10 protein-coding genes are annotated in these 13,146 nt (G+C 46.0%); 4 read left to right on the forward strand and 6 right to left on the reverse strand.

The annotated features are described in order from the left end of the window. Nucleotides 1–14: 14 nt before the first annotated feature. From THMIRH_RS10615 to THMIRH_RS10625, 3 genes are all read right to left on the reverse strand, one after another. Nucleotides 15–1,085 carry a c-type cytochrome gene (locus THMIRH_RS10615; protein WP_173292063.1) on the reverse strand — a complete coding sequence of 357 codons (1,071 nt, stop codon included), beginning with the start codon at nucleotides 1,083–1,085 and terminating at the stop codon, nucleotides 15–17. Next, a complete protein-coding gene (soxC, locus tag THMIRH_RS10620) occupies nucleotides 1,072–2,433 on the reverse strand; it encodes a sulfite dehydrogenase (protein ID WP_173292064.1) in 1,362 nt (453 codons plus the stop codon). The genes THMIRH_RS10615 and soxC overlap by 14 nt, the downstream gene beginning before the upstream one ends. A 235-nt stretch (nucleotides 2,434–2,668) precedes the next feature. Next, nucleotides 2,669–3,115, reverse strand: coding sequence for a hypothetical protein (locus THMIRH_RS10625; protein WP_173292065.1), 447 nt, complete (start codon nucleotides 3,113–3,115; stop codon nucleotides 2,669–2,671). 76 nt (nucleotides 3,116–3,191) lie between these two features. Here THMIRH_RS10625 and hemB point away from each other — a divergent pair, with 76 nt between their 5' ends. Beyond that, nucleotides 3,192–4,199 carry a porphobilinogen synthase gene (hemB, locus tag THMIRH_RS10630; RefSeq protein WP_173292517.1) on the forward strand — a complete coding sequence of 336 codons (1,008 nt, stop codon included), beginning with the start codon at nucleotides 3,192–3,194 and terminating at the stop codon, nucleotides 4,197–4,199. Beyond that, the gene (gene aroE / locus THMIRH_RS10635) at nucleotides 4,196–5,023 is read left to right on the forward strand and encodes a shikimate dehydrogenase (RefSeq protein ID WP_173292066.1); all 828 of its coding nucleotides are present in this window, start codon (nucleotides 4,196–4,198) and stop codon (nucleotides 5,021–5,023) included. The genes hemB and aroE overlap by 4 nt, the downstream gene beginning before the upstream one ends. 6 nt (nucleotides 5,024–5,029) lie before the next feature. Here aroE and THMIRH_RS10640 read toward each other — a convergent pair whose 3' ends face one another. The 3 genes from THMIRH_RS10640 to xthA all read right to left on the reverse strand — a co-directional run bounded on the left by THMIRH_RS10640 (nucleotide 5,030) and on the right by xthA (nucleotide 8,554). Then, on the reverse strand, nucleotides 5,030–6,841 hold the full coding sequence (locus tag THMIRH_RS10640) for a putative bifunctional diguanylate cyclase/phosphodiesterase (protein ID WP_173292067.1): 1,812 nt from the start codon (nucleotides 6,839–6,841) through the stop codon (nucleotides 5,030–5,032). Nucleotides 6,842–7,057: 216 nt separating this feature from the next. Beyond that, entirely contained in the window at nucleotides 7,058–7,723 is a 666-nt protein-coding gene (locus THMIRH_RS10645; RefSeq protein WP_173292068.1) for an NAD(P)H-flavin reductase, read from the reverse strand. Nucleotides 7,724–7,732: 9 nt separating this feature from the next. Next, the gene (gene xthA / locus THMIRH_RS10650; RefSeq protein ID WP_173292069.1) at nucleotides 7,733–8,554 is read right to left on the reverse strand and encodes an exodeoxyribonuclease III; all 822 of its coding nucleotides are present in this window, start codon (nucleotides 8,552–8,554) and stop codon (nucleotides 7,733–7,735) included. A 167-nt stretch (nucleotides 8,555–8,721) separates the two neighbouring features. Here xthA and uvrD point away from each other — a divergent pair, with 167 nt between their 5' ends. Both uvrD and THMIRH_RS10660 read left to right on the forward strand, forming a co-directional pair. Then, on the forward strand, nucleotides 8,722–10,926 hold the full coding sequence (gene uvrD / locus THMIRH_RS10655; RefSeq protein WP_173292070.1) for a DNA helicase II: 2,205 nt from the start codon (nucleotides 8,722–8,724) through the stop codon (nucleotides 10,924–10,926). 33 nt (nucleotides 10,927–10,959) lie between these two features. Continuing rightward, a complete protein-coding gene (locus THMIRH_RS10660; protein ID WP_173292071.1) occupies nucleotides 10,960–13,143 on the forward strand; it encodes a CHASE2 domain-containing protein in 2,184 nt (727 codons plus the stop codon). The last annotated feature ends 3 nt before the right edge of the window (nucleotides 13,144–13,146 follow it).

Consider the following 13,146-nt stretch of genomic DNA (forward strand, 5'->3'; position numbering starts at 1 on the left):
TTGGGGTAAAAGGATTACATCCCTTCGTGACCTACACCTGGTTTTGCTTCATGTAAACGCTGAGCAACGTTGTACTGTGGTGTACCATCTGGTAGACGACGCGCTTGCGTGTAGTCTTGGATGTTACCATTACGACCTGCTACTTCAGGACCACAATCCTTCATGCAACGCTCGTTATGGATAACTGGACGGTGATCACAGAAGAAGTTCCCTTGGTTTTTCATGAACTTGTTCATTTTCATTAAAACTTCAGAGTTGAAGAAAGTATCATCTTCTAACATTGTGCCGTTTTCATCCATTGGAACATAGTTAGATTGTAGGATGTAACCTGTAATCCCCATGTATCCTTTGTCACCGATGTAAGGAGCATTTGGCGTCCAGAAAGGCATTGCACGACGGTTGTAATCAAACAAAGTTGTCGCATAGGGCCAGTAGTTACCAACAGCTTTCATAGGTGCTGGGTCTTTGAAGTCTGAAGTCACTAGGTTTTCTTCAACCGCTAAAGGTAGGTAACCCTTAGCACCTTCACCGAATTCACCGTGACACATTGAACAGAACTGTACATAAACCTTAGCACCTTCTTCAACGGTCATACCAACAGAAGCGTCTGGTAAACCGTGTCCGTTTCCGTCTGCAGTGATGTTCCACTTAGCCAAAGCACCTTCAGCGATTGGCTTACCAAAACCATAGGCAACGAACTTAGAGTCACCATAATAGTTTTTGTGAGCACTTTCGTGAACTTCAACGAAAGCTGCTGGAATCTTACACTGAGCGTTACCGTGGTTACCACCGTCAATGCTGTCATCCACTTCGAAAGAGTAAGGGTTAGCAGGATCTAATTTTCCTTCCAAACCGTTACGACCATGAGTCGCTTCTTTCCCTAGAATCGCTTCAATAACTTTAGCGTCTAGGTATTTGCCGTCTGCTGCCTTGATGATTTCTGCATAGTTAGAAGCATACTTGCCATCCATTTTAGCAGCGGGTAAACCGCCAGCAGTGTCTGAAGAACCAGACATTGCCATCGCAGAACCTGCGAATAAAGTTGCAACTGCTGCTGCAACGAATGTAGTTTTAGTATTGAACATTTTCAATCATGCCTCCGTTTTGACCATTATCCCAAGGAAGAACTCTCCAAGTTACCATCGCTGTACGGTGGTAAACGTTGTTTGTTCCTTCTAGCTTACGCATTTGAGGCATAGGAGGTTGAACATAACCAGTTTCATCAGTTACACGGCTCATCATAAAGGCTTCAGAACCATCCCAATCCCACTCAACTTCAAAACGAGTCCAAGCTTTGTCTAGGACCGCTGAAGTGAAATGTGCTTCTTTCCAGTTCTTACCACCGTCAAAAGACACATCAACATGAGCAACTTTACCACGGCCAGACCAAGCTAGACCACGAACAAAGTATTTACCAGGACCTTGCATTTTGAAGTCTGGTGATGGGTAAGTGATAACTGAGTTAGCTTCCATGTACCAAGAGAAACGCTGTGCAGTACCATCTGGCATTAACTCAGTGTACTTAGAGGTTTCTTCACGGTGTTGTAATGGGCTATCAGTGACTTGAATACGGCGTAGGTATTTAACCCACATGTTCGCTTCACAACCAGGAACCACTAAACGAATTGGGTAACCTTGTTCTTGACGCAATGCTTCACCGTTTTGCGCGTAAGCAATAAAACAGTCATCCATTGCTAAGTCGATTGGTAGAGAACGCGCCATACCAGATGCATCAGCACCTTCTGGAATAATCCACTTACCTTCTGGCTTGATACCCGCTTCTTTTAATAAGTCAGAAACACGAACACCTGTGTATTCAACACAAGACATCATCCCGTGAGTCCACTGAACTGAGTTCAACTGAACACCTTTCCATTCCATTGCGCCGTTAGCAGGACACTCAACGAAGTGAATACGAGAAATTGATGGGAAACGCTTTAGGTCATCCATCGTGAAAATTAATGGACGCTCAACCATACCGTGAATTACTAAACGGTGATCATCTGGGTTGATTGTTGGTACACCACCGTGGAAACGCTCAAAATGTAGACCGTTTGGCGTGATGATACCGTGCAAGCTCTGAATCGGAGTCATAGTGATAGACGCCATTGAATCTGGAGTCAACCATTCTAAAGTACGACGCTGAACTTCTTTTTCATAAGGTGAAGGCATACCGTAAGGATACTTACGAACACCAAAACCTAAGCTCTTACGAGCTGCGTTATCAGCAAGAACGCCTGTTTCTTCCGCTTTACCAGCGTAAGGTGCAACAGCTTTCTTAGCGTCATAGCCTGCCGCGCCATTTGCAGAAGCGGCCTTAGTGAAAAGCACGCCTCCAGCTACTGCCGCACTTCCTTTTAGGAAAGCACGACGGCCTTGATTACGACTCTCTTCAGTTTGAATCGCAACCTTTTCAGTGATTTGATCTGTCATTTAATGCTCCTTGATTGATATTTTTGCTTACCAAAAACATCCCAGATTCAAGAGTTTATATTTATGGTTAGTTTTGTTGACTGAGTTAATCTTTACTCAATGCAAGTCATACTAATAGGCTATGATAAATTTAATGCGTCCTAACTTCAAGTTGCACCCTAAGAAAAATTAGCATTTTCTTATATAATTTTTTTATAACCCATGTAAGATTTATCTATCCACCTAGCTCAAAGCCTTATAAATCGGGCAAATTTTCTCTTCTGCAGATAGGACCCGATTTTGGATTCTCAATATCTTCCGCCACCTGCGCTAAAAACTTTTGGAGTTCAGCAATCGTTAATACCGATAAGATTTTGTTCATGATTTTTGGATGAACGGCCACGGTGGTAAACTCACCCGAGGCTAATTGAACTTGAACTCCGCAAGCATCCGCAATCGCTTCACCCTCATTGCCTTCAATTTGAGCGGCTTGTTCACCAAACAAGATATCTGAATAAATCTCTTCGATTTGTTCAGCCAGCTCATCTGTCAAAGAACCCAACACCTTAACCTCAAACAAGTCTTCTCCAGTGGGTGACTCATCCGCCGCTGTTGCGGTTTCTAATCCCAGCGTATGACATTGTTCCGCAAAGTGCTGAGCAATCTCAGCATCAAAAAAGGTATATTCAAATTGATCTAGCACAAGGGCTCCTTTATTTTTAGACCGACCCCGAGTATGATTTATGGCTTACTTAAAAGCCAGAGCCTCGAGAACCACTATGATTGAACGCCAATTCCCCATTACTCGTATGCGCCGCATGCGCAAAGATAACTTTTCTAGACGCTTGATGCGTGAAACGACCCTGACGACTAACGACCTTATCTATCCTATGTTTGTCATAGAAGGATTTAATCAACGCCAGCCGGTTAAATCCATGCCAGGCGTTGAGCGGCTGAGTATAGACCTTTTGGTGAAAGAAGCTCAAGAACTATTTGATTTAGGCATACCAATGATGGCGATTTTCCCGGTACCCGATGCCGACTGCAAGTCACTTGAAGCCGAAGAAGCCTACAACCCTGACGGTTTGGCACAACGCGCAATTCGTGCCATTAAAGAAGCCGTACCAGAAATGGGCGTGATGACCGATGTTGCCCTTGATCCTTTCACCACGCATGGTCAAGATGGCATTATTGATGAAAATGGTTATGTCCTCAACGACGATACTATTGATGTCTTAATGCAACAAGCCTTGTCGCACGCAGAAGCTGGCGCCGATGTCATAGGACCATCTGATATGATGGATGGTCGTATTATTGAAATCCGCGAACTCCTGGAAGAACATGGCCACATTCATACACGTATCATGGCTTATTCTGCCAAATACGCATCTTCGTTTTATGGGCCTTTTAGAGATGCGGTTGGCTCGGCAGGCAACCTAGGCAAAGCGGACAAATACACCTATCAAATGGACCCTGCCAATAGTAACGAAGCATTACATGAGGTGGCGATGGATTTAAATGAAGGCGCAGATATGGTCATGGTAAAACCTGGCCTGCCTTATTTAGACATTGTTTACCGAATTAAAACTGAGTTTAAAGCGCCAACCTTTGTTTATCATGTGAGTGGAGAATACGCCATGTTAAAAGCAGCGGCGCATAATGGCTGGATTAACGAACAAGCCGTAGTGCTTGAAACCCTACTGAGTTGCAAACGCGCTGGGGCTGATGGCATTTTGACCTACTACGCTAAAGAAGCGGCTATTTGGCTGAAAGAGGCCAAAGCATGACCGATCTATATGCAGTCGTGGGCGACCCAATCGCCCATTCAAAATCCCCCACCATTCATCGATTGTTTGCCGAACAAACTGGGCAAGACATGGTTTATGAAGCCATACGCATCGACAGCGACCAAACCACTTTTGACCATGAAATGGCCATCTTTAAAATGCAAGGGTATAAGGGTATTAATATTACCGTACCTTACAAACTCAATGCGTTTGAATATGCAGATGAACTCACACCCAGAGCACAACAAGCGCATGCCGTGAATACTTTTGTGTTTCAAGAAGATGGCCGTGTTTTGGGCGACAACACCGATGGCGTTGGCCTAATGAACGACATCACTCAGAATGCAGCTTTTGAGATTAGCGGTAAAAGTGTTTTGATTTTGGGCGCAGGCGGTGCCGTACAAGGTATTTTAGAACCCCTACTCGCCTTAAACCCGAGCCTAGTACACATCGCCAACCGCACCGCTGAGCGCGCTTTAAAATTGGGCGAACGCTTTAGCAGCCAATGCCCCATCACCGCCAGCGGCTGGCAAGACATTCCAGAGCAACCTTTTGATTTGATTATAAATGGTACATCCGCCAGCTTGGATAACAAACTCCCGCCCATATCCACAGCCGTGATTTGCCAAAACAGTTTGGTTTACGACATGATGTATGGCAAAGAACCGACCATTTTTATGAACTGGGCAAAACAAGCACAACCTAACTGCCAAGTGCGTGATGGCTTGGGTATGTTGGTCGGACAAGCCGCAGAAGCTTTTTTTCTATGGCGAGGCATACGCCCCGAAACGCAACGTGTTATCGAGTTTATTCGAAAGTTATAACCATCACTAACGCTCAGCACCCATCTTATCTCTAAGCCACCCGCAAAAGGTGGCTTCAGCAACCGGACGACTCCACAAATACCCTTGGCTATAATCACAACCAATGGATTGTAAAAAATCTTGATGCTCTTGGGTTTCAACGCCTTCTGCAACCACTTTTAAATTCATGGCATGCGCCATTTCCACGATTTGTTTAACCAATATCTGATCCAAGTTGCCTGGTGTCATCGCACTGACAAACGACTTATCAATTTTTAAAACATCCAAACAGGCATCTCGCAAAACCGCCAAAGCGGCATAACCTGTGCCAAAATCATCTAAGGCAATTTGCACGCCCAATTTTCTCAAGCGCATCAAGGTTTCTCTGGCCTGAATATCGCCACCCATAAACAGACTTTCAGTCACTTCTAACTTAAGCAAATGCACCGGGAATTGATGGTGTTTGATTAACTGCTCTACATTGCCCACAAACGCTTCTTCAAACAATTGAATAGGGGAAATATTGACTGAAAAATAAACTTCCACCCCCTCATTCGCATTTAATCGACTGCCAACCTCAAGCGCCTTATCTAAAATTTGATACCCCAAATCCACAATCAACCCTGTGGCTTCAGCCAATGGAATAAATTCATCTGGGTAGATGGTGCCCATGTCTTCATCTTGCCATCTCGCCAAACACTCAACACCTGCGACCTGCAAAGTTTGCGAATCTACCATGGGTTGAAAAAAGGGCACAATCTTGCCATCTAAAACCGCATCGCCTAACTTGTGCTCAATTTTTAGCAACCGCTCGTGCCCCTGATGCCCCGCATTTCGATAAGCCTGCACAGACAAGCCTGGCGTTCGCTTAGCTTCATACATGGCGGCATCGGCAAACTTTATTAAGCTGTCGACATCTTGCCCATCCTCAGGCGCCCGCACCCAACCAAAACTGGCAGAAACCTGTAAACGCTGCCCCGCTAAATCAATGGGCTGCTTAATCACTTCGCAAACCTCACTAATCAAGAGCGGCATATCGACAGATTCATCCACCACAAACACAAACTCATCACCCCCAAAGCGAGCAAATGAAGCGTTAGGAGGCAAAGCGCCTTGAATTTTTTGGCTTAAATCCACCAACAATTTATCGCCAACGGTATGACCTAGGGTATCGTTGACATACTTAAAGCGATTTAAATCCATCATTGCCAAACTAAATGGCTGAGCCAAATCTAAGCGTTTTGCTAAATGTTCTTTAAGGAAGCGTCTATTTGGCAAATGCGTTAGGGGATCAGTAAAAACCATTTCTTGTAACGCCGCTTCTTGCTCAATATAACGCGTAATGTTGGTATTAGTCACGCTGAAAGCCACCACGACCTCTGCATCACGCACCTCGCGACGACTGTGGCGCACCCAAACAATCTGGCCGTTTTTATGAATCAGCCGTATCTCAACAGCATTATCAAAAATATGCTGAGCCAAATTAGCTTGGTAGGCTTTAAACTTTGAAAGGTCTTCATCAAAAATCAACGATTCGAAGAACAAGGGTTGATTTAAAAAGTCTGCGGGGGCATGGCCCGTTAAGAGCTCACTGGCGGGAGAAACATAGCTGTAAGCGCCATCGAGTTGTTGAATATAACTGAACTCTTCTGCCATATCGACGATGGCACCAAACTTAGCGCGCTCGGCTTCAAACTTAAGGCGCAAAACTCGCTGAGAAGCCAGTAATGCGCCCAATACAATACTTACTAAGATGGGGGCTGCATACAGCTGAGGCTTTAAAATACCCCCCATGTTTAAATAAAACTGCAAACTGGCCACAGAGAACACAAAAAACATCGATAAGGAAATATACTTAATATATATTTTTTGGCTCTGGGAAAGCTGGATCACGGTTTTAGCACCTTCATTGAATGTGTCAAAAAAATATAACACAGTCAATTTTTTTAACGAGCAAATTAATTTTATAGCAAGTATCTAAAAATTTTTACGCCGAAAATTGCTCGTCTAATGCCTAAGTAATCCTTCTTATTTTGCATTCATAACAAAGGCTTATCAGTTAAATTGTGATTCCGGCAAGCCCGCTGCCAAAAAATCTGCCTTAGCAGTTTGCTGCATCGGCCAAGGGCCACACAAATACACCCTAAACCCACTTAAATCTGGGTGGTCTTGCAACACCGCTTGATGCACTAAACCGGTTCTCCCCCCAAAATCTTCCTCAGACACCACTGGCAGGTAATTTAAATTAGGGTATTGCTTACACAAACTCAACATATCGGTGTGCTGATACAAATCAGCCGCCGTGCGAGCGCCCCAATAAAATTCTATAATTTGCTCACCGCCTTGCTTTAAAGCCACCTCTAGCAAGGCTTTCATCGGGGCAAAGCCCGTACCGCCAGCCACAAAAATGAGTGGCTTATCCAAGTTGGCATCCAACTGATATTGCGCTTTAGGGCCCTGCACAAACAAGGTGTCATAGCGTTGCACCTCAAACAAAGCGACCATCCAATCACTGTTATCGTGATTGCGAATGTGCAACTCAATCATCCCATCCAAACGCGGCGCAGACGCGATTGAAAAAGGCTTCAAGTCAGCCTCGTCCAACCCCAATAAAACATAATCACCCGCTTGATAATCAAACGGCTCACTGGGATTGAGCAACAGCTGAAGGATGTCGGGTGTTAACAAGACACGCTCGACCAAAGTCATTTTTTGTAACATGGTGTTTCCTTAAAATTTAAATTCAGTCCAAACCGGCGCATGGTCTGAGGGCTTATCCATGCCACGCACATCGTAGCAAATGCCACTGGCAACCGCCTTGGCGTTTAAAGCTGCCGTCGCTAAGAGCGTATCAATGCGCAGTCCGCGTTTTGGCTCATCCTCAAAGCCTTTTGAGCGGTAATCAAACCAGCTATATTGCCCATTCGGTTCGGGATAAATCGTGCGATAAGTGTCAAACAATCCCCAGCTTGTCAAAGTTGCCCACCACTCGCGTTCTTCTGGCAAGAAACTGGTTTTACCCTGTTGCAACCAACGCTTGCGGCTGGCTTCACCTATGCCGATATCCATATCTTGTGGCGAAATATTAAAGTCGCCCATCACCACCAGATTTTGCTCAGGCGAGCAGTCCGTTTGTAAATACGCCATTAAATCTTCATAAAATTTCTGCTTAGCCGGAAACTTGGTTTCGTGCTTGCGGTTTTCGCCCTGCGGAAAATAGCCATTCACCACACGCACTTGATTACCTTGCGCATCTTCAAAGTCGCCAATAATCATGCGCTTTTGCGCGATGTCGTCATCGGACTTCCAACCCTTTTGCTCAGCAATCAATTTCACGGTATTTTTGTACAACAAGGCCACCCCATAATGGGTTTTTTGGCCGATATAAATCGCCTCGTAGCCCATGGCCTGCAAGGCCTCTAAAGGAAACTCGTGGTCTTGCACTTTGGTTTCTTGCAGTCCAATCACATCGGGCGCTTGGGTCGCAATGAGCGCTTCGAGTTGATGCAAGCGCATCCGAATGCTGTTGACATTAAAAGAAACAATTTTCATTTATCAAACCTCTCAACATTTTTAATGCGGAGAATTATAACGAATTTAACACTTTAGCCGGCAATAAAAACCCAGTAAACCAGTCAATTTTAACCAGGCCTGGTCATTTTTAGCCTAATTTTGGCCTCAAAAGCTATAATGATTAGATTCAAATAAAGGCTTTCCCCATGGACGACATTTCTCACATTATCGACACCCTCAACGATGCACAGCGTGATGCGGTGACCACCGAAGATCAGCATGCTTTAATTTTAGCGGGCGCGGGCAGCGGCAAAACCAAAGTGCTGGTGCATCGCATTGCGTGGTTGACGCAAGTCATGGGGTTTTCGTCTTACAATATTTTGGCGGTCACCTTTACCAATAAGGCCGCCGCTGAGATGCGTGGCCGTATTGAAGCCTTGGTTGGCAACCAATCACAAGGACTCACCATGGGCACCTTTCACGGCATTGCTTATCGTTTATTGCGCCAGCATTTTCAAGAAGCCGGTTTGCCGCAAAGTTTTCAAATTCTCGATTCCGACGACCAAAAACGCGTCATTAAACGCCTGCTCAAAACCATGGAGCTGGATGAGCAACAATGGCCGCATCGCCAAGTGCAAGCCTTTATCAATGGTGAAAAAGAAGAAGGTCGTCGCCCCCAGCACATTGACCCAGGCCATAATCCGTTTGTGAAGCGCATGGTGCAAATTTACCAAGCCTATGAAGCACAATGTAAAAAGGCAGGCCTGGTGGATTTTGCCGAATTGTTATTGCGTGCGCACGAGCTTTGGCTTAAACATCCGCATTTGCTGGCGCATTACCAAAGTCGCTTTCGTCATATTTTGGTAGACGAGTTTCAAGATACCAACACCTTGCAATATGCTTGGTTGCGCGTGCTGGCAGGTGCGACGGGCAAATTATTTATTGTGGGGGATGACGACCAATCCATTTACGGCTGGCGCGGTGCCAAAATTGAAAACATTCGCCAATTCTCACAAGACTTCGCCAATGTTAAAACTGTGCGTTTAGAACAAAACTACCGCTCAACCGGCACCATTCTTAAAGCTGCCAATGCCCTGATTGCCCACAACCAAGAACGCATGGGCAAAACGCTCTGGTCGGCGGGTGATGACGGCAATCCGATTAAAATTTACGAAGCCTTTAACGACCTCGACGAAGCGCAATATGTCTGTAACCAAGTCAACCAATGGGTTAAAGAAGGCGGCGAGCGCAGTGATGCGGCGGTGCTGTATCGTTCTAACGCCCAATCTCGTTTGATTGAACAAGCCCTATTGCAGGCCAAGATTCCCTATCGGGTGTACGGCGGCCTGCGCTTTTACGACCGTGCCGAAGTTAAAGATGTTTTGGCTTACTTGCGCCTGATACTCAACCGCCAAGACGATGCCGCCTTTGAACGCATTTACAATCATCCGCCGCGCGGCATCGGCGCCAAAACCGCCGACATGATTCGTGACATTGCCAAAATGGAAGGTGTGTCGTTATGGAATGCGATGGAATCTTTGCTCGAACAAGGCCTCACCGCGCGAGCACAAACCTCTCTAATGAGCTTTAAAACGCTGATTGAAAGCCTCGAAGAAAGTGGCGAAGGTCAAGAACTTAAAGACCAAACGATGCAAGTCATTTCAAGGTCTGGCCTGCAACTGCACTTTGAAAAAGACACCTCAGAACAAGGCCAGAGCCGCTTAGAAAACTTAGACGAATTGATTAACGCCACCAGTGTTTTCAAAACGCCACAAAGTGCCATCGAAGATTCGCTGGGCGATGTGGCTTATGCATCGCCTTTGGCAGAATTTTTAGCGCAAGCGGCACTGGAAGCGGGCGAACAACAAGCCGACAAATGGGAATCGTGCGTGCAACTCATGACACTGCATTCTGCCAAAGGCTTGGAGTTTCCGTTAGTCTTTATGGTGGGGGTTGAAGAAGGCTTGTTCCCCTCGCAACAATCGACCGATGATGCTTACAAACTCGAAGAAGAACGCCGTTTGGCTTATGTGGGCATCACGCGTGCCGAGAAACAATTGATGATCACTTTTGCCAATCGCCGCCGAATGCATGGCTCAGAGTTTTACCCGCAACCGTCACGCTTTATTAAAGAAATTCCAAATGATTGCGTGGACTTTGTGCGCCTAACAGGCTCCGCACGCCCTTCAAGCGGCGGACAAACCTCGGGTTGGAATGAAACCAAATTGAATGATGCTTTAGCGCAACAAACTGGCTTTGCCTTAGGTGATCGGGTGTTTCATCAAAAATTTGGGGAAGGCACGGTATTGGCCACCGAAGGTGCGGGCGAACACGCCCGCATTCAAGTCAATTTTAAAGCGGCTGGCAGTAAATGGCTGGTGGTTGGTTTTGCCAAACTCGAGCGCCTTTAACGCCTTTATTGCTTTAAAACTTAAGGATAAACGATGAAACTCAGCAAACAACAACGCAAATATCTGCATGGCTCCCTGCTTGCATTGCTGGCGTTTGTCATCACCTCAGGTTTATTTTTAAGTGGCGGCTTGAAGAAAATGGAGTGGCAGGTCGACGACCTTAAAAGCCAACTCTTGCGCAGTGAACTGCATGCTGACAAGAATGTGGTCATTTTATTGGTGGATGAAGCCTCCTTGGCAACCCTTGACCCACTGGTTGGTCGCTGGCCTTGGCCGCGCTCGGTTTGGGCAGATGTACTTGAATTTATGAGCATGGGCGGCGCACAAGGGGTGGCATTCGATATTCTATTTACCGAACGTGCGCTGGATGCCGACAAACAGCATTCTGAGCATGACCTAGCGTTTGTGGATGCGACTGCACAAAGTGGCATCGCAACCCATGCCATGCAATTATTACACGACCCTTCTAACCCTAATCCCAATAAACCCTTACCAGAATTATTCCACGACAAGTTTGCCTTGCCAGATACGCAAGGCTTACAAACCAGTGCCAATAACACCTATTACATTTCATTTAATGGTCTTTACCAAAACGCCCGCACCATGGGCGTGGTTGAATTCTCACCAGACCTAGACGGCACCTATCGTCGCACTCGTCTTTTCCGAGATTATAATGGCGATTTCTTTCCCGTTTTATCGACAGCGCCCTTAATGGATCGCCTCAACATTCAAAAGGTAGTCGAAACGCAAAATCGCCGAACCCTGTATTTGGATGATTTAGCCGTTCCGCTCGATAGAGATGGTAACTACCAGGTCAACTTTTACAAACATTTTGAAACCTTTTCGATTGGCAGTGTTTTGGCATCCGTTGAGCAATTGCGTCGCGGTAATTTAGAAGCCCTTTACACCGACCCGCGTTATGTCAACCCTGAAATGTTTGCCGGCAAAACCATTTTTGTGGGCACCAGTGCGGTCGGCCTAGAAGACATGAAAGCCACCCCCATGGAAAGCCGTTGGCCCGGAGTATTTTTGCACGCCTCGATTGCCAGCAACCTCATTAATAAGGACTTTATAACCCAAATTGATGCTGTTAGCGTGGTGGCCAGTATTTTTGTTTTAGCACTTTTAACCATGATGTTATCCATCAATCAAACCTCGATACTTTTGCAAACGGGTTACCCATTGATACTGGCTTCATTGGTGGTTGGCACCGGCATTGGCTTACAGTCGCACTACGCTTTGCAATGGGATTTAATGCCTCCGCTCATCAGTATTCTGAGCACTTGGCTGCTCATCAGCGGTTATCTATCGGCAACCGAAGGGCGAGAGAAACGCCGTGTGCGCAGTATGTTATCGCAATATGTATCACCTGCCGCGCTGAATATGGTGCTGGATAATTACGAAAAACAAGCCGAAGCTGAAATTGGTAAAGAAGAAGAAATGACCGTAGTCTTCTCCGACATTCGAGGCTTTACCACCATCTCAGAATCCTTAACACCGGCAGAAGTGGTGCGCCTACTCAACATTCACCTAGATGCCATGACGCAAGTCACTTTCGACCATGGCGGCACCATGGATAAATTTATCGGTGATGCCACCATGGCCTTTTGGGGCGCCCCACTACCCGACCCAGACCACGCCCTTCACGCAACCCAAGCCATGATACACATGACTCGAAAACTCGAAGAGGTCAATACCAAACTCATTGACCAAGGTTTAAAACCCATTGCCATCGGTGTAGGTGGCAATACCGGTAAAGTTATTTTAGGCAATATCGGCTCTAGCCAAAAACTGGACTATACGGTCATTGGCGATGCGGTTAACCTGGGCTCTCGCCTAGAAGGGCTGACCAAACAATACGGTTTAAAATTGCTGATTTCGGAATTCACCCGTGAAGCAATTTATGAACGAATTCCCTGTGCCTTAATCGACCAGGTTCGCGTCAAGGGTAAACACGAACCCGTTAAAATTTATCTGCCCTTAGCGGACCTTGGAGATGCCAATATTGCAGACATGTTTGAGCTGGTTGAAACTTGCAATAAGGCTTTCAATGCTTATCATGCACAAAACTTTACCGAAGCTCAACGGCTTTTTTTACTGCTGCCCGACGAGCCTTTTGCGCACTTTAAAGAACTCTATGCCGAACGCTGTGAAGCCTATCTGCAAACACCGCCACCTCAAGATTGGGATGGTGTATTTACCTTAACAACCAAGTAAACA

It is taken from the genome of Thiosulfativibrio zosterae (assembly GCF_011398155.1).
Taxonomy (GTDB): Bacteria; Pseudomonadota; Gammaproteobacteria; order Thiomicrospirales; family Thiomicrospiraceae; genus Thiosulfativibrio; species Thiosulfativibrio zosterae.

Bases quoted from the DNA above. Each gene is read 5' to 3' on its own strand.
- THMIRH_RS10615 (WP_173292063.1), bottom strand. From the start codon at position 1,085: ATGTTCAATACTAAAACTACATTCGTTGCAGCAGCAGTTGCAACTTTA.
- soxC (WP_173292064.1), bottom strand. From the start codon at position 2,433: ATGACAGATCAAATCACTGAAAAGGTTGCGATTCAAACTGAAGAGAGT.
- hemB (WP_173292517.1), top strand. From the start codon at position 3,192: ATGATTGAACGCCAATTCCCCATTACTCGTATGCGCCGCATGCGCAAA.
- aroE (WP_173292066.1), top strand. From the start codon at position 4,196: ATGACCGATCTATATGCAGTCGTGGGCGACCCAATCGCCCATTCAAAA.
- THMIRH_RS10640 (WP_173292067.1), bottom strand. From the start codon at position 6,841: ATGTTTTTTGTGTTCTCTGTGGCCAGTTTGCAGTTTTATTTAAACATG.
- THMIRH_RS10645 (WP_173292068.1), bottom strand. From the start codon at position 7,723: ATGTTACAAAAAATGACTTTGGTCGAGCGTGTCTTGTTAACACCCGAC.
- xthA (WP_173292069.1), bottom strand. From the start codon at position 8,554: ATGAAAATTGTTTCTTTTAATGTCAACAGCATTCGGATGCGCTTGCAT.
- uvrD (WP_173292070.1), top strand. From the start codon at position 8,722: ATGGACGACATTTCTCACATTATCGACACCCTCAACGATGCACAGCGT.
- THMIRH_RS10660 (WP_173292071.1), top strand. From the start codon at position 10,960: ATGAAACTCAGCAAACAACAACGCAAATATCTGCATGGCTCCCTGCTT.